Origin of the sequence: Rhodococcus sp. F64268 (assembly GCF_023015605.1) — a bacterium.
Classification (GTDB): domain Bacteria; phylum Actinomycetota; class Actinomycetes; order Mycobacteriales; family Mycobacteriaceae; genus Rhodococcus.
This window is the reverse complement of the sequence record NZ_JALKAI010000003.1, coordinates 1-16530: the sequence shown is the minus strand read 5'-3', so window position 1 is coordinate 16530 and position 16530 is coordinate 1. Positions and strand designations below refer to the sequence as shown.

Below are 16530 nucleotides of genomic sequence, written 5' to 3'. Positions count from 1 at the left end.
TCGACACGCCACAGATGGGAACGGCGGATGTAACACGGAATTAACGGATCATGCCTACGCTCGCCGATATGGATCGCCAGAAGGAGTTCGTGCTCCGCACCCTCGAAGAGCGCGACATTCGGTTCGTGCGCCTGTGGTTCACCGACGTCGTCGGGACCCTCAAATCCGTGGCGATCGCCCCGGCCGAACTCGAGGGTGCCTTCGAAGAGGGCATCGGCTTCGACGGTTCGGCCATCGAGGGTTTCTCCCGCATTTCCGAGGCGGACATGGTCGCGCGCCCCGATGCCACGACCTTCCAGGTGCTGCCCTGGACCGACGACCGGGGACACCAGTACTCGGCTCGCATGTTCTGCGACATCACCATGCCGGGTGGCACGCCGAGCTGGGCCGACCCGCGCCACGTGCTGCGTCGTCAGCTCAACAAGGCCGGAGATCTGGGTTTCAGCTGCTACGTGCATCCCGAGATCGAGTTCTTCCTCGTCGAGAACGGCGAACCGGGCGCCCCGCCCGTTCCGGCCGACGACGGCGGCTACTTCGACCAGTCGGTGCACCGTTCCGCGCCGCATTTCCGCCGCCATGCCATCGACGCCCTCGAGTCGATGGGAATCTCCGTCGAGTTCAGTCATCACGAGACCGCGCCCGGGCAACAGGAGATCGACCTGCGGTACGCCGACGCGCTGTCGATGGCCGACAACGTGATGACTTTCCGCTATGTGGTCAAGGAGATCGCCATGGCGGAAGGCGTGCGAGCAACGTTCATGCCCAAGCCTTTCCAACAGCACGCGGGATCGGCCATGCACACCCACATGTCGCTGTTCGAGGGCGAGACCAATGCGTTCCACGATCCCGACGACCCGTTGCAGCTCTCGGCGACGGGCAAGGCGTTCATCGCGGGTATTCTCGAGCATGCTCCCGAGATCAGCGCGGTGACCAATCAGTGGGTCAACTCCTACAAGCGCATCGTGCACGGCGGTGAAGCGCCCACCGCGGCATGCTGGGGGCCATCCAACCGGTCGGCGCTCGTCCGTGTTCCGATGTACACCCCGAACAAGGCGTCATCGCGCCGAGTCGAGATCCGCACTCCCGACTCGGCCTGCAATCCGTACCTTGCGTTCGCCGTGCTCGTCGCGGCAGGTCTGCGTGGTATCGAGAAGGGCTACACGCTCGCTCCCGAGGCCGAGGACGACGTGTGGGCCTTGACCGGTGCCGAACGCCGCGCCATGGGATACAAGGAACTGCCGACCGATCTCGACATCGCGTTGCGCGAGATGGAGAATTCGGAGCTGGTGGCCGAGACCCTCGGTGAGCACGTGTTCGACTACTTCCTGCGCAACAAGTGGCGGGAATGGGAGAACTACCGGAGTCAGGTGACCCCGTTCGAACTCGAGCAGTACCTGGGGTTGTAGGCGCCATGGTGAAGCCGCCCCCTGCGCGCTCTGCCGTACCCGGTCCCGGTCGACTCGGTCTCGTCGAACCCACCGCTGCCGACGAGCTGGCGCAACTGGGATGGACGGACGTCGAGAGCATCGAATTGATGTGGGCGTTGTCCCGGGCGCCCAACGCCGACCTCGCGTTGCGGACGATGAGCCGTCTCGCCGACGTGCTCGGACCTCAGGGATGGGCCGAACTCGACGCGACGTTGCGCACGGACAAGAGCCTGCGGGGTCGACTGCTCGCCCTTTTCGGGTCCTCGGCGGCCTTCGGCGACCACGTGGTCGCGCATCCTGATCGGTGGCGGATGCTTGCCGGTCCGCTCGAGCTGCCGGACCGGCACACCTTCACGGTCCGCATGCTCGACTGTGTCGAGTCGGTCCCCGAGACCGGGGGGCGCGCCAACCGGCTCGTCCACCGAGCGGGAATCACAGGCCCGGACGCGGTTGCTGCACTGCGGACGACGTATCGCGATCAGCTGATGCTCATCGCCGCAGCGGATCTCGCTGCGACGGTCGAGAACGAACCTGTCGTGCCGTATCTCGAGGTGGGGGAGAGGCTCGCCGACCTCGCCGACGCCGCATTGACGGCCGCACTCGCGGTGGCGTTCGCCACTGTCGTCCCGGACGGACCGTGCCCCAATGACATCGCGGTCATCGCGATGGGCAAATGCGGTGCGCGCGAACTCAATTACGTCAGCGACGTCGACGTGATCTTCGTCGCCGAGCCTGCCGACGCGCGAGCCAGCCGTATCGCAGGCGAGATGATGCGTATCGGAACGTCGGCGTTCTTCGAAGTCGATGCTGCGCTGCGGCCGGAGGGTAAACGCGGCGAATTGGTGCGCACCCTCGAATCCCATGTGGCCTACTACAACAGGTGGGCCAAGACATGGGAGTTCCAGGCGCTCCTCAAAGCACGGCCGATGACCGGCGACCTCGACCTGGGCCGCCGTTACGTCGAAGCCTTGAGCCCATTGGTATGGACGGCATCGGAGCGCGACGACTTCGTGCCGGAGGTGCAGGCCATGCGCAGGCGGGTCGAGGCGCTCGTCCCCGCGGATCTGCGGGAGCGCGAACTCAAACTCGGGAAGGGCAGCCTGCGCGACGTCGAATTCGCCGTCCAACTGCTGCAGATGGTCCACGGACGCACCGACGAATCGTTGCGCGTGCCCAACACCGTGGAGGCATTGTCCGCCCTCGCCGACGGCGGATACGTCGGGCGTGATGACGCCGCGAATCTGCGCGCGTCCTACGAGTTCCTCCGATTGCTCGAGCACCGCCTTCAGCTGCAGCGACTCAAGCGCACTCACACGCTGCCCCCTCCCGATGACCGTGAGAACCTGCGCTGGCTCGCGCGGGCGGCGCACATGCGGCCGGACGGACGGAACGATTCGCTCGGCGTCCTCCAATCCGAGATCAAACGCAACTCCGCACGGATCCGCAGGCTCCATGCACGATTGTTCTATCGCCCGCTGCTCGAGTCGGTGACCCGGCTCGACAAGGACGCGGTGCGGTTGTCGCCGGATGCGGCTGTGCGGCAGCTCGCGGCCCTGGGCTACACGGCACCGGAGCACGCCCTCGAACACCTCACCGCGCTGTCCGGCGGGGCTTCACGCAAGGCGAGGATCCAAGCCCTCCTGCTTCCTCAACTGCTCGAATCTCTCGGTGAGACAGTCGATCCGGATGGCGGTCTGCTCGCCTACCGGCGCCTGTCCGACGCGTTGTACGACACAGTGTGGTTCCTGCGGGTGCTGAGAGACGAGCCGTCGGTCGCGGAACGTCTGATGAAGGTGCTGGGTACGTCGGCGTATGTACCCGAGCTGCTCATCAAGTCACCGGACGTCATCCGCCTCTACGCCGACGCCTCCACGGGGCCGCGCCTTCTCGAGGCCAAACCCGCCGAGGTGAAGCGAGCGATCGTGACGTCGTCGTCGCGATACGACGATCCGGCGCGGGCGATCGCGGCGGCACGTTCCTTGCGTCGGGCGGAGCTCGCGCGGATCGCGAGCGCCGATCTCCTCGGGATGCTCTCGGTTCCCGAGGTGTGCGAAGCGCTCTCGTCCGTCTGGTCGGCAGTCCTGGAGGCGGCACTGGCCGCGGTGATCCGAGGATCCGTGCGCACGAAGGGACCGGCGCCGGCACGCATCGCGGTGATCGGTATGGGCCGGCTCGGCGGTGCGGAACTCGGCTATGGATCCGATGCCGACGTGCTGTTCGTCTGTGAACCGCTGCCCGATGCCGACGAGACCGTCGCAGTGAAATGGGCGGTCTCCATCGCCGAGCAGGTTCGCAAACTTCTGGGGGCGCCGAGCACCGACCCGCCACTCGAAGTCGATCTGGACCTGCGTCCGGAGGGGCGTAGCGGCGCGCTGGTGCGCACGCTCAAGTCGTACGAGGCCTATTACGCGCAGTGGGCAGAAGCGTGGGAGGTTCAAGCGTTGCTGCGTGCCCACACGGTCGCGGGCGATCCCGATCTCGGGCTGCGATTCCTCCACATGATCGACCGCGTCCGCTACCCCGAAGGCGGGGTCACTCAGGAGGCGGTGCGGGAGATCCGCCGGATCAAGGCTCGGATGGATTCCGAGCGGCTTCCGCGCGGCGCCGACCCTGCGACCCATACGAAACTGGGTCGCGGCGGACTGTCCGACGTCGAATGGACCGTGCAGTTGTTGCAGCTCCAGCATGCGCACGAGATCGGTTCGTTGCGCAACACGTCGACACTCGAGACGCTCGATGCGATCGGTGCGGCCGAACTCATCAGCGCAGCTGACGTCGATCTGCTCCGGGACGCGTGGATCACCGCGACCCGCGCCCGCAATGCTCTCGTCCTGGTGCGGGGAAAGCCGAGCGATCAGCTTCCTGGCCCGGGGCGCCAGCTTGCGGCCGTGGCGAGCGCTGCGGGCGAACACAGCGATGACGCGTCAGAGTTCCTCGACAACTACCTACGGGTCACGCGTCGTGCGCGTGGCGTCGTCGAGCGGGTGTTCGGCGGGGAAACGAACGGGCACTGACTCTTTCGTTCTTCGTCTTCACCCGCCGGCGAACATCCTGATGCGAAGCTCTCGGCTGCGTTCGAGGTGTGCGCGCATGTGCTCGCGGGCGGCCGCCTCGTCGCGCGCTCGCAGCGCGGTCAGGATGAGGTCGTGCTCGTGGTTGAGTACGTCGGGTTCGCCGTAGGTCGAGGGTGGGCCCGAATCGTAGATCCGCAGTTGAGTGGTCAGCCGGATGAGAAGCGCAGTGATGGTGGCATTGTGCGCGGCCTGCCACAGAGCTTCGTGGAATCGGAAGTTACCGGCTCGGACGTCGGTGTCGTCGGAGGCTGAGCAACAGAATGCGTGGAGCTGTTCGAGCCGCGCGAGGTCGAGCTCGGTGTGCCGGGTTGCTGCTGCTCCCGCAGCTTCGGATTCGAGGGCTACGCGGGCGGCGTAGATCTCTATGACGTCCTCGGGGGTACCCGACCGAACCCGGAACCCGCGGGTGGCGCGCTCGAGCAACCCGTCGTGGGCGAGCCAGTTCAGGGCTTCCCGAATCGGGGTGCGCGAGGCGCCGTAGGTCTCACTGAGCTGGGTTTCGTGCAGTGCGGCGCCGCTCGGAAATTTGCCCGCGAGGATGTCGGCGCGCAGCCGTAGGTACTGCTTCGACGTCTGATCGTCGCGTCCGGTGGGAAGCTCGCCGAGCAATGAGCCGATCAGGTCGGTTGTGGTGTCCCGGTCGGGCATCGCACTCCTGTCCTCGGGTTCGGTGTCTTCGGAGATTATGCCATCGTCAACGAGCGAATACTTGCGTATACGTTATTCGTCGTTTAGCGTCGCTGACATGATCGAGGAGAAGCCGGGGGTGATACGGGGCCGCGATTCCCGGGGCGACAATGATTCCTGGGGCGACAATGCAGTGGTCGCCGCCGAGGACCTTGCGCGCGACCTCGCGGCTGTCGTGGTGCTCGATGCCACCGTGTCGTTTCCGAAACCGCGGTTCGACGGCGACTACCGCCCCGAATCCGGGTACGCCACCTGGGCGGATGCGCACATCCCGAACTCCGTGCACATCGATCTACTCGGCGAGTTCAGTGCATCGGGGGCTCCGCTGCACTTCACGCGACCGGAACCCGAGCATCTGGCTGCCGCACTCGCCCGCATCGGTGTCGGTGCCGGCACCGACATCGTGGTGTACGACGCCGGTGAGATGACCTGGGCGTCACGGGTGTGGTGGATGCTGCGCAACATCGGTGTTCCCGCGCGAGTCCTCGACGGCGGGCTCGCACGCTGGACCGATCTCGGACTTCCGCTCTCCTCGGATCTGTCGGCGCCGCCTGCGGCGGTGAACCCGGTGAACATCACCGACCACGGCCTGTGGCGGGACCGAGACGACGTTCTCGAAGTCAGTGCGGGCCGGGCGGCGGGAACGTTGCTCTGCGCACTCGATCCCGAGCACTTCGCGGGCACCGCAACGACCCGTTATGCGCGACGCGGACGGATTCCCGGCAGTCGGAACCTTCCTGCCAAGAGCCTCCTCGGCGGGGGAGTGCTGCGCCCTCGCGCGGAACTGGCAGTCCTGTCGGAGACTGTGTCGGCCGAGTCGGATAGCCCCCTGATCGTCTACTGCGGCGGTGGTGTGTCTGCGTGCCTGGTGGCGCTCGCTCTGGTGCAGGCAGGTCGCGACGACGTCGCGGTGTACGACGGCTCTCTCGCCGAGTGGACTGCCGATCCGGCGCTGCCGATGATCTCGGATGAGGAAGGAAACACCTGATGCGATATCTCGACTCGCGATGTCCCGCCCAGCGTGCGTGCCCACTCGAACATCCGGCCCTCCCCGACACCTCTGTGACAGGAACCTCATGAGCTCCACGACGAACGCGCCGACACTCGACGACCTCGCTGATGCCCTCGATGCGTTACGTGCACGAACCCCGCTGGTGCAGTCGTTGACCAACATCGTGTCCGCGAACTTCCTGACCAATGTTCTGCTCGCGGCGGGTGCCAGCAACGCGCACATCGACAACGTCCACGAGGCAGGTGGCTTCGCGCGGATCGCGGGCGGAGTACTGGTCAACCTCGGCACACCCGATGACGGAACCGCCGTTGCGTTCACCGCCGCTGCCGAGGCGGCGCACGACGCGGGGACCCCGTGGGTGCTCGACCCGGTCGGTGTCGGAGGGTTGCCATGGCGTACCGGACTCGCCGCGGATCTGCTCACCTACCGACCCACCGCGATCCGTGGCAACGCCTCCGAGATCATCGCGCTCGCAGGCCTCGGCGGCGACACTCGTGGTGTCGACAGCGCAGACGAAACTGCGACAGCGATCCCGGCCGCGCTCGCCCTGCTCGACTACTCCGACGCGGTGTCCGCGTCGGGACCTGTCGACTACCTGGTGGGTCGCGGCAGTGACGGTGCTGCCACCGGACTGCGTGTCGCAGGCGGAAGTGCCATGCTGCCGCGCGTGACGTCCACCGGATGCTCGCTCGGTGGACTCGTCGCCGCCTACCTCGCGATCGCTCCTACTTCGCTGATCGGTCTGGCCGCGGCGCACGCGCACGTTGCCGTCGCAGCCGAGATCGCCGAGCAGAATTCGAGTGGTCCTGGTTCGTTCGCGGTGGCCTACCTCGACGCGCTCTACACCGTCGACGCCGACACATTGCGCCGATGCGCCCGTATCGAGCCATTCGAACTGCCGAAGAAGGACGAGAACTGATGGGCATCAAGACATTCTGGTACCTCACCCAGGCCGACGGCGATTATCCGTGGAGTCCCGGCGGATTGTTTCCCGTCGACGGGCAGCGCCAGATCGAGCTCGCCAGGACCATCGACGACGGCGGCTTCGACGGGGCGCTCGTCGCGACGTGGCCGAACGACCCGTTCATCTCGGCAACCTGGGCGGCCGCGCACACCAGCCGAATGAAATTTCTCGTCGCCGTGTACGCCAACATGACACCCGCTCGGTTGCTCGCCGAGAAGGCGCTCACCTTCGACGCATTCAGCGGTGGCCGTTTGATGATCAACTCCGTGAACGGTCGCGAGAACATTCTGACGAAGTACGACATGCTCGTGGAGCACGATCGGCGCTACGAACTCGGCGAGCAGTACTGGGCCGACTTCCGCCGTTTCTACGCGGAAGGGACAGAATCCAACTTTCCCAACACGCCGTTGCGCATCGACCCGCCCGCCGGTGGGCATACGGTACCGCTGTGGGGGACCGGTGATTCGCAGGCCGGGCTCGAGAACGCCGGTAAGGTTCTCGACGCCTACCTGATCATGTTGCGTGAGACGGCGTTCGTCGATGCGAAGTTCACAGCGGCTCGCGACTCCGCGGCTGCGGAAGGACGTGAATACACAGACTTCGGGGCGCTGTCAGGCGTCATCGTGCGGCCGACGCGGGCCGAAGCGCTCGACAGGTTCCGATCGTTGTTCGTGGATGCCGGGATCGACCGGATCAGTGACGTGCTGAACAACGCGGTTCGTCGACGTACACACGGACAACAGGATCTGAGGACGTTCACCGCCCGCGACGCGCAGCGTCAGGGCTGGGTGGACACTCTCAACGCAGGTAAGCTGCCCGAACCCGAGGACCTGTATCTCGGCGACGGCCTGTACGCAGGTATCACCGCGTGGTCCCCACTCGACATCTTTGCGACAGGGTCATCGGCGGTCTACTACGTGGGCACGCCGGACGAGATCACCGGACACGTCGGTGCTCTACGTGACAAGACCGGACTGACCAGTCTCATCCTTGCGGGCTGGCCGCTCATCGACGAGGCGAAGCAGGTTGCCGAGCAGTTGATTCCGAGGTTTCGCGAACTCTGAGAGCCCTGCGGGCGAAGCCTTGTCGGTTGTTCGTCAGCGGCCCCCGGACGCGCTCGGATTCCAGCGCATACTTCGGGTCGTTCTCGTCTCAGTTGCACACGATGATCAGTCCGACACCGCGCCAGACGTCGACCGTCACGTCCTTCCACTCTTGTTTATCGGAATCCCATTCGCTCTCGGTCTCGGTGTCATAGCCCAGGTCGCGTTGCTCGGTCACTGTGCATTCCTGGAGTGTGCTGCCGGACCGGCTGACGATGTGCCACGGCACGCCTGCCTCGTCCAACGCGGCAGCCGCTTGGTCCTGGGACATTCCGACAGTGTTCGGGGCTGACTGTGCCGTTGCAATTCCCGCCGCGAGGGGACTCAGAAGCAGGGCGCCGGCGGCTGCACACGCCGCGGCCGAGATGGTCGTACGCATGACGGCCTCCTTTCGGAGACAGGTCGGTATGGAGTGCTCTGCCCGGGCATGCCCGGTGATCGGCGGACGGCGGGCGGCTCAGCGCCCGTCGACCGGATGCGCGGCATTCCTCCCGGCACGTTCGTGCCCCGACTCATCGTCCGCGGCAGGCGGGTGATCAGCGCATCGTCGACAGTTGTGTCGCAACGTCGGCCAACTGTGTCGTACATCACCAACTGTACGCGCGTGTGCAAGTCCGGGCCCGGGTGCGACTCTCGCGCAGCGTTCTTACCCGGGCGTTGTAGGGGTTGAGAGCATCCGCTCGCGCAAGCTGTCGTAGATCGGGGCGACACCGGCGAGATGCGCAACGATCACCGCTGCCGCCGACGCGATAAGCATGGGGACGGTGACACTCGTGGTAGCGGTCATCTCGACGACGAGAGCGATTCCGGTGAGCGGTGCCCGCACGGAGGCGCTGAACAGTGCCGACATCCCCACGATCGCCATCGGAATCGCGATCGATGAATCGATCATGGGGACAACCGCTTCCACGATGCGCGCGTACAGGAAGCCCCACAGCGCGCCGAGTGCGAGCAGTGGTGCGAACAGTCCGCCCGGGGTTCCTGCCGCATACGACAGCGGACCGGCGAAGAAACGCATCACGACGTACCAGCAAACGAGCGGAAGTGTGAGGGCGCCGCCGGCCAGCACGTGCTGTGAGATCGCATCGCCGCCGCCTGCAGCGAGCGGTGCGAGTGAGGCGAGCAACCCTATCCCGGCGCCGATCAGTGCGGCCTTCCATGCGGGCGGCAGAGCCTGCACCGCATCGACGAGATCGAGTGATCCGACCACCACGCGGTTGTAAGCCGCTCCGAGTATCCCGGTCAGAAGACCGAAGACCAAGAACACCGGCAGCAGGGTGATCGACGGTGTGCCGAGCGTCTCGACATCGAAATCCGGTCGATCCCCGAGTATCAGACGCGAGCACGCGACTCCGGCGCCGACCGACAGCAGGACGGGGACGACCGTCCGGAACCGGAACACTCGGGTCACCTCTTCGAAGACGAACAAGGCACCCCCGACCGGGGCGTTGAAAGCGACTGCCAGTCCGGCGCCCGCCACCGCGTTGTGCATCGCGCGGATGTGATCGTCATCCATGCGCGCCCGTCGCGCCGTCTCGGAACCGACCGCCGCACCCATGTGCACGATCGGGCCTTCTCGGCCGAGAACGAGTCCGGAACCGATCGAGAGCACACCTCCGACGAATCTGGCGGGCACCACCCGAAGCGGTGGCGGCGTAGCCTCGCCGCGTTCCACTGCCTCCACGTGCTGGATGCCGCTTCCAGAGGCGAGAGGGACACGCCTGACGATGAGCGCGGCGGTCGCTGCACACAGAGCGGTGACGGCCATGGGAACCAGCCAATCGGGCCCGGGCAGCGAGGCGGACCAGTCGAGGACGTCGCCCCGCCATCGGTCCGCGACTCGCAGGCACCACCGGAAGGCTCCTCCGACGAACCCGATCACCGCGCCGGCGATCGTCGCCACTGCGCAGATCACGAGCAGTTCGCGGCACGCCGCGGAACGCGCCTCCGGGTTCTCCATCGAGTGCCATTCAACTCGCTCGATCGAGTTGGTGGAGCCGGAATCGGCAGGCCACGAAACGAAACCGGTCCGCTCACCCAATCGAGGGCGCGCGGACCGGTTTCGGAGCAGTGACGAGACTCAGCAGTCGAAGTACAGCTGGAACTCGTAGGGGTGCGGACGCAGGTTGACCGGAGCGATCTCCTGCTCGCGCTTGAGCGAGATCCAGGTCTCGATCAGGTCGGTGGTGAATACGCCGCCCTCGGTGAGGTACTCGTGGTCCGCCTCGAGACGGTCGATGACCGCGGGGAGCGACGTCGGAGCCTGCGGGATGTTCTTGGCCTCCTCCGGCGGAAGCTCGTAGAGATCCTTGTCGACCGGCGCGAGCGGCTCGATCTTGTTCTTGATGCCGTCCAGGCCGGCCATCATCTGCGCTGCGAAGTTCAGGTACGGGTTACCCGAGGAGTCGGGGGCCCGGAACTCGAGACGCTTGGCCTTCGGGTTGTTGCCCGTGATCGGGATACGCACTGCCGCCGAACGGTTGCGTTGGCTGTACACGAGGTTGATGGGGGCTTCGTAGCCCGGCACGAGGCGGTGGTAGGAGTTGATCGTCGGGTTCGTGAACGCGAGCAGCGACGGTGCATGGTGCAGGATGCCGCCGATGTACCAGCGCGCGAGATCCGACAGGCCCGCATAGCCGGCCTCGTCGTGGAACAGGGGCTTGCCGTCCTTCCACAGAGACTGGTGCACGTGCATGCCCGAGCCGTTGTCGCCGAAGAGCGGCTTCGGCATGAAGGTCGCGGTCTTGCCGTGCTGCCACGCGGTGTTCTTGACGATGTACTTGAACAGTTGCAGGTCGTCGGCAGCCGACAGCAGCGTGTTGAACTTGTAGTTGATCTCCGCCTGGCCTCCGGTGCCGACCTCGTGGTGGCCGCGCTCGAGCTCGAAGCCCGCATTGGTCAGGTTGGTGGAGATGGCGTCACGGAGATCGACGTAGTGGTCGTAAGGAGCGACGGGGAAGTAACCACCCTTCGCGCGGACCTTGTAGCCGCGGTTGGCGGAACCGTCGGCGTTGTACTCGGCGCCGGTGTTCCAGCCACCCGAGATGGAGTCCACCTCGTAGAACGAGCCGTTCATCGCGGAGTCGTAGCGGACCGAGTCGAAGATGTAGAACTCCGCCTCGGCTCCGAAGAATGCGGTGTCGGCGATGCCGGTGCTGAGCAGGTACTCCTCGGCCTTCCGGGCGACGTTACGCGGGTCGCGGCTGTAGGACTCGCGGGTGAACGGGTCGTGGACGAAGAAGCTGATGTTCAGCGTCTTGGCTGCGCGGAAGGGGTCCAGGCGCGCAGTGGTCACGTCGGGAAGGAGCAACATGTCGGACTCGTGGATCGACTGAAATCCGCGGACGGACGATCCGTCGAATGCCAATCCGTCTTCGAAAACATCCTGGTTGAATGCCTTCGCCGGAATGGAGAAGTGCTGTTCGATGCCGGGCAGGTCAGTGAAGCGGACATCGACATACTCGACGTTTTCGTCCGCGATGAACTTGATGACCTCTTCGGCCGTGGTGAACGCCACGCTTGTGCTCCTTCAGTCGGTGCGCGCCATTTGGTGCTGGGCGCCTGCGTCGGATCAGACCGTATTGACCCGGTGTTGCCCGGTCGTCAAACCTATGTTTCGCCGGTGTTACACATCAGGTTGCCCTGGTGTGAGGACCCTGGAACGTGGTAGAGGTCACCGACGGGTGCATGGGTCTGCCCTGGTCCGCACGTACCAGACTATCCTGGACCCATGGCGCGGATGACGGGTAGTTGGCTATCGGGCCCCTCGGCGGCCCTTCCTCCGGGACAGGCTGGGGAACAGAAGTATCCCGGGGAGTGGCTCGGACTACCTGAACACGGTCCGGGTTCGCTCGTCTCCTCTGCGAGACGCGTCCTCGCGCTGGCCATCGACTGGTTCTCGTCGATGGCGATCGCGATGGTGCTGGTGGGCGACAACCCGCTCGAGAGCCCATCGCTGTCGGCGTACACGCTTCTCATCTGGTGTGGCGTCGGCATCGTCACAGTGACGTTGTTCTCGTTCACGCCGGGGCAGTTCATCGCCGGGCTCCAGGTGGTGCGCGTGGATGCGCCCGTCCGCGTCGGGTTGATTCGGGCCCTTGCGCGACAGGTCCTGCTCGTCTTCATTGCTCCCGCTCTGGTCAACGACATCGACGGCAGAGGCTTGCAGGACCGCGCGACCGGCACCGCGCTCGTGCGTTCGCGCTGACCTCTTCCTGCAACGGCTGGGTTCCTGCAACGGCTGAGGGCCGTCGTCCCGATCGGGACGACGGCCCTCAGCCGTTCGGACACTGTGGTTCAGCGGCGGCGCATAGTGCGCTGGACGCTCCGCATCTTCGCGCCCGCAGGCAGCGGACCCTTCGGCATCGCCGGACCACTCTTCTTGGTGCTCAGCGCCGACAAACGGCCTTCGATTGCATCCATCCGTTTGGTATCGATGTTGCGCGGAAGCTTGTTCAACTGCTTCTGCAGCTGTGCAAGCGGAACCTGGCCTTCTTCGTTGCCGACGGTGAACTCGTAGATCGGAGTGTCGCCGATGAGGCGCGCAACACGCTTCTTCTCCTGCGCCATCAGGGGCTTGATCCGGCCCGGGTTGCCTTCACCGACGAGGATGACCCCCGGACGGCCGATCACTCGATGCAGTGCGTCGAGCTGGGTGGTACCTGCCACGGCCTGTGAGACACGCCATGCACCCTGGAGATTGTCGAGTGCCCACGCTGCTGCGCCGGCTTGCCCGTCGGCCTTCTTGTAAACGGACTTCTGAACGCGACGGCCGAAGATGATGAACGCTGCGAGCACACCGACGAGGATGCCGATCGGCAGCAGGAACCACTCGATGCCGAAGATCAGCCCGATCACGAAGAATACGACGATCGATGCAACGAGAGCGCCGATCATCCACGGCAGAAGCGCCTTGTCTTCCTTGCGCTGGATCTGGAAGGCCTGCCACAGCTGTGTGCGACGCTCCTTCGATGCCTGCTTGCGAGCGGCTTTCGCCGCTGCCTTCGCTTCCTTGTCGGTCTTGCTGCCCTTCGCCATGCCTACCAGGATACTTTCCCCGCGATGGACCGCTTGCCACCGCGGGTACAGTCCCGGTTTCTAGCTGCCGAAGCGGGCTAGAACCGAGCTGGCTTCCTGGCTTGCCGAGCCCTCCTGAGCCAGATGCGCCTGACCGGCAGGAAGTTCGCGGCCGTGGTGGGCCATCGCCTGGGCATACAGCCGGCCCGCGCGATACGACGACCGCACGAGCGGCCCCGCCATCACGCCGGCGAAGCCGATCCTCTCGGCGGTCTCCGAGTGAGCAACGAACTCCTCGGGCTTGACCCAGCGCTCGACAGGATGATGCCGCGGCGACGGGCGCAGGTACTGCGTGATCGTGATGATGTCGCAGCCTGCGCTGTGCAGGTCGTGCAGGGCTTCGGTGACCTCGTCCGGCGTCTCACCCATACCGAGAATCAGGTTGGACTTGGTGACGAGTCCGAACTCGCGCGCCGCAGTGATCACGTCGAGGGACCGTTGGTAGCGGAATGCGGGACGGATCCGCTTGAAGATGCGCGGGACGGTCTCGACATTGTGTGCGAGAACCTCGGGCCGCGACTCGAAGACTTCCTGCAGCAGTTCGGGCTTGCCGTTGAAGTCCGGAATCAGATTCTCGACGCCGGTTCCGGGGTTGAGCTCGTGAATCTTCCGGACGGTCTCCGCGTACAGCCACGCGCCGCCGTCCGGGAGATCGTCGCGCGCGACGCCGGTGATCGTCGAGTAGCGCAATCCCATCGACTGCACCGATTCGGCGACGCGACGCGGCTCGTCACGGTCGAGGGCGGCAGGCTTGCCCGTATCGATCTGGCAGAAGTCGCAGCGACGGGTGCACTGCTCACCACCGATGAGGAAGGTGGCTTCGCGGTCTTCCCAGCATTCGTAGATGTTGGGACACCCGGCCTCCTCGCAGACCGTGTGCAGGCCTTCACGCCGCACGAGGCCTTTCAGCTCGGTGTACTCCGGACCCATCTTGGCTCGGGTCTTGATCCAATTGGGCTTACGTTCGATGGGCGTCTGCGCGTTCCGGGTCTCGATCCGCAGCAGCTTGCGTCCTTCTGGGGCGACAGTCACGCCATCGATGGTACGCCCGAGCACCTGGTGAAACTTCTTCCGGGTGTGGGCATGTCAGAACCGGTGAGTAGTGAACTCCGGTGTCGTCCGGTTCGGTGCCGTAGTCGATACGGCCTGCTCGAAAGTGACCCGCTGGATAGTGCACTCGGTGACCGGAAGTCGGCCGTCGAGCGCAGCGACGACAGCGTCGGTCACTGCCGGAACGACCTCGCGGACGGTCACATCGCGGCCCAGTTCGCCGGTGAGAGAGGTGACTCCTGCGTCGCGGATGCCGCACGGGACGATCGAGTCGAAGGCGTCGAGCGCCGAGTCGCAATTGAGGGCGAACCCGTGCATCGTGACACCGCGTTGCACACGAATGCCGATAGCCGCGACCTTTCGTTCGGCGAGCCACCGCCCGTCGCGCAGTTCGGCGGGCAACCACACACCGGAACGCCCCTCGACGCGTCCACACGCCAGCCCCAGGTCGGTGCACACCGTGATCAGTGCCTGCTCGATCCGCCGGACGTAGCCGACAACGTCGATCGGCTCGGCGAGCCGGACGATCGGGTAACCCACCAACTGACCGGGTCCGTGCCAGGTGATCTTCCCGCCACGGTCGACGTCGATGACCGGAGTGCCGTCGGAGGGCCGGTCGGAATCCTCGGTCCGCCTCCCCGCGGTGTACACGGGCGGGTGCTCGAGGAGCAGCAATGTGTCCGAACCGAGGCCGTCTGCACGGTCGGCTGCGAGCTCGCGCTGACGCTCCCATGCTTCGAGATAGCCGACCGATCCCAGCCGAGCAACAACGACCGGGGTGGAGTCGAGTCGTGCCGAAGATGTGGCCTTGCTCATAGGTGCCGACACTACGCCTCGACACAGCGAAAGACGCGGGGGTGCCGCCGAAAGACGACACCCCCGCGCCCGGTCACGCCGGTCCTGCAGCTATCGCTGCACTACCGGTTCACAGTCCGAGATCGGCCTCGAATGCGCCCTCCTCGAGACGGTGCTTGATCGTCTTGAGGAAACGTCCCGCATCGGCGCCGTCGACCAGCCGGTGGTCGTACGTGAGCGGCAGGTAGCACATCGACCGCACACCGATCGACTCGTTGCCGGTCTCGTCCTCGACGACAACCGGACGCTTGACGATCGCACCCGTACCGAGCATGGCCGCCTGCGGCGGAACCAGGATGGGCGTGTCGAACAAGGCGCCCTGGCTACCGATGTTCGTGATCGTGAACGTGCCACCGGAGAGTTCGTCGGGCTTGAGCCCACCGTTGCGCGAACGATCGGCGATATCCGCGATCGCGCGGGCGAGAGCACCCATCGACATGTCGCCGGCGTTGTGGATCACCGGGGAGAGCAGGCCATGCTCGGTGTCCACTGCGATACCGAGGTGCTCGGCCGCGTGGTAGGTGATCTGCTTGTTCGCCTCGTCGTACGACGCGTTGACATTCGGGTGCAGCCGCAACGCCTCGACAACGGCCTTGGCGAAGAACGGCAGGTACGTCAGATTGACACCCTCGCGCTCAGCGAACGCCTTCTTCGCCTGGGTGCGCAGCTGCGCGATCCGGGTGACGTCGACCTCGAAGGTCTGCGTGAGCTGCGCGGTGGACTGCAGTGACTCGCGGGTCTTCGTGGCAGTGATCTGGCGGATGCGATTGGCCTTCTGCGTGGTACCACGCAGCTTCGCGAGCTCGGGACGCACACCCGGAGCAACTCCGGACGACGCTGCTGCCGCGGGCTTTGCCGCAGGAGCGGGTGCCTTCTCGGTCTCGGCGGCTGCGAGCACATCCTGCTTACGGATACGCCCGCCGACGCCGGTGCCCTTCACCTTCGCCAGGTCGACATTGTGCTGTGAGGCGAGCTTGCGCACGAGAGGGGTGACGTACGGCGTGGCGTCACCCGACGGCGCAGCGGTCTGCTCGGCCTTCGGTGTCGCGGCGGCAGGAGCAGCCTTCGGTGCAGGCGTCGCAGCCGGTGCCGGTGCTGCGGCCGCGGCGGGAGCGGCCTCTGCGGGCTTCTCGGCAGCGGGGGCCGGTGCGGCCGGTGCTGCTGCGGTCTGCTGCGCGGGGGCCTCGGAGCCGATGACAGCGAGTTGGCCGCCGACCTCGACGGTGTCGTCTTCCTGCGCGGAGATCTCGGTGAGGATTCCGGCGACGGGGGACGGGATCTC

General features: G+C 65.7%; 14 protein-coding genes. 6 read left to right on the top strand and 8 right to left on the bottom strand.

Annotation, left to right across the window (positions count from 1 at the left end; translation table 11 throughout):
- Positions 1 to 68 precede the first annotated feature (68 nt).
- Positions 69 to 1406 (top strand): glutamine synthetase family protein, encoded by a 1338-nt coding sequence (locus tag MWU77_RS08525; protein WP_169686308.1) that lies wholly within the window; start codon positions 69 to 71, stop codon positions 1404 to 1406.
- A gap of 5 nt (positions 1407 to 1411) precedes the next feature.
- Positions 1412 to 4441: a bifunctional [glutamine synthetase] adenylyltransferase/[glutamine synthetase]-adenylyl-L-tyrosine phosphorylase gene (locus MWU77_RS08520; RefSeq protein ID WP_169686310.1), complete on the top strand. Its 3030-nt coding sequence runs from the start codon at positions 1412 to 1414 to the stop codon at positions 4439 to 4441.
- An 18-nt stretch (positions 4442 to 4459) separates the two neighbouring features.
- Here MWU77_RS08520 and MWU77_RS08515 read toward each other — a convergent pair whose 3' ends face one another.
- On the bottom strand, positions 4460 to 5149 hold the full coding sequence (locus tag MWU77_RS08515) for a GntR family transcriptional regulator (RefSeq protein WP_247273462.1): 690 nt from the start codon (positions 5147 to 5149) through the stop codon (positions 4460 to 4462).
- A gap of 97 nt (positions 5150 to 5246) precedes the next feature.
- Between MWU77_RS08515 and MWU77_RS08510 the strand changes: the two genes are divergently transcribed.
- From MWU77_RS08510 to MWU77_RS08500, 3 genes are all read left to right on the top strand, one after another.
- Positions 5247 to 6176 carry a sulfurtransferase gene (locus MWU77_RS08510; RefSeq protein WP_247273461.1) on the top strand — a complete coding sequence of 310 codons (930 nt, stop codon included), beginning with the start codon at positions 5247 to 5249 and terminating at the stop codon, positions 6174 to 6176.
- An 88-nt stretch (positions 6177 to 6264) separates the two neighbouring features.
- On the top strand, positions 6265 to 7119 hold the full coding sequence (thiM, locus tag MWU77_RS08505) for a hydroxyethylthiazole kinase (RefSeq protein ID WP_247273460.1): 855 nt from the start codon (positions 6265 to 6267) through the stop codon (positions 7117 to 7119).
- The gene (locus MWU77_RS08500; protein WP_169686317.1) at positions 7119 to 8228 is read left to right on the top strand and encodes an LLM class flavin-dependent oxidoreductase; all 1110 of its coding nucleotides are present in this window, start codon (positions 7119 to 7121) and stop codon (positions 8226 to 8228) included. The genes thiM and MWU77_RS08500 overlap by 1 nt, the downstream gene beginning before the upstream one ends.
- Positions 8229 to 8316: 88 nt before the next feature.
- Here MWU77_RS08500 and MWU77_RS08495 read toward each other — a convergent pair whose 3' ends face one another.
- The 3 genes from MWU77_RS08495 to glnA all read right to left on the bottom strand — a co-directional run bounded on the left by MWU77_RS08495 (position 8317) and on the right by glnA (position 11784).
- Positions 8317 to 8646, bottom strand: coding sequence for a PASTA domain-containing protein (locus tag MWU77_RS08495; protein WP_169686319.1), 330 nt, complete (start codon positions 8644 to 8646; stop codon positions 8317 to 8319).
- A gap of 267 nt (positions 8647 to 8913) precedes the next feature.
- Positions 8914 to 10227 (bottom strand): ClC family H(+)/Cl(-) exchange transporter, encoded by a 1314-nt coding sequence (locus tag MWU77_RS08490; protein ID WP_247273459.1) that lies wholly within the window; start codon positions 10225 to 10227, stop codon positions 8914 to 8916.
- Between the two features lie 120 nt (positions 10228 to 10347).
- Complete coding sequence (gene glnA, locus MWU77_RS08485) at positions 10348 to 11784, bottom strand: type I glutamate--ammonia ligase (RefSeq protein WP_169686323.1); 1437 nt, start codon at positions 11782 to 11784, stop codon at positions 10348 to 10350.
- A gap of 213 nt (positions 11785 to 11997) precedes the next feature.
- On the opposite strand from glnA, the gene MWU77_RS08480 reads away from it, so the two are divergent.
- Complete coding sequence (locus MWU77_RS08480; protein WP_169686325.1) at positions 11998 to 12474, top strand: RDD family protein; 477 nt, start codon at positions 11998 to 12000, stop codon at positions 12472 to 12474.
- An 89-nt stretch (positions 12475 to 12563) separates the two neighbouring features.
- Here MWU77_RS08480 and MWU77_RS08475 read toward each other — a convergent pair whose 3' ends face one another.
- From MWU77_RS08475 to sucB, 4 genes are all read right to left on the bottom strand, one after another.
- Positions 12564 to 13304, bottom strand: coding sequence for a DUF4191 domain-containing protein (locus MWU77_RS08475; protein ID WP_169686327.1), 741 nt, complete (start codon positions 13302 to 13304; stop codon positions 12564 to 12566).
- Positions 13305 to 13364: 60 nt separating this feature from the next.
- The gene (gene lipA / locus MWU77_RS08470; RefSeq protein ID WP_169686329.1) at positions 13365 to 14375 is read right to left on the bottom strand and encodes a lipoyl synthase; all 1011 of its coding nucleotides are present in this window, start codon (positions 14373 to 14375) and stop codon (positions 13365 to 13367) included.
- 54 nt (positions 14376 to 14429) lie between these two features.
- Positions 14430 to 15209: a lipoyl(octanoyl) transferase LipB gene (gene lipB, locus MWU77_RS08465; protein ID WP_247273458.1), complete on the bottom strand. Its 780-nt coding sequence runs from the start codon at positions 15207 to 15209 to the stop codon at positions 14430 to 14432.
- 109 nt (positions 15210 to 15318) lie between these two features.
- Positions 15319 to 16530: 2-oxoglutarate dehydrogenase, E2 component, dihydrolipoamide succinyltransferase (gene sucB, locus MWU77_RS08460; RefSeq protein WP_247273457.1), on the bottom strand; the 1212-nt coding region annotated here is incomplete at its 5' end.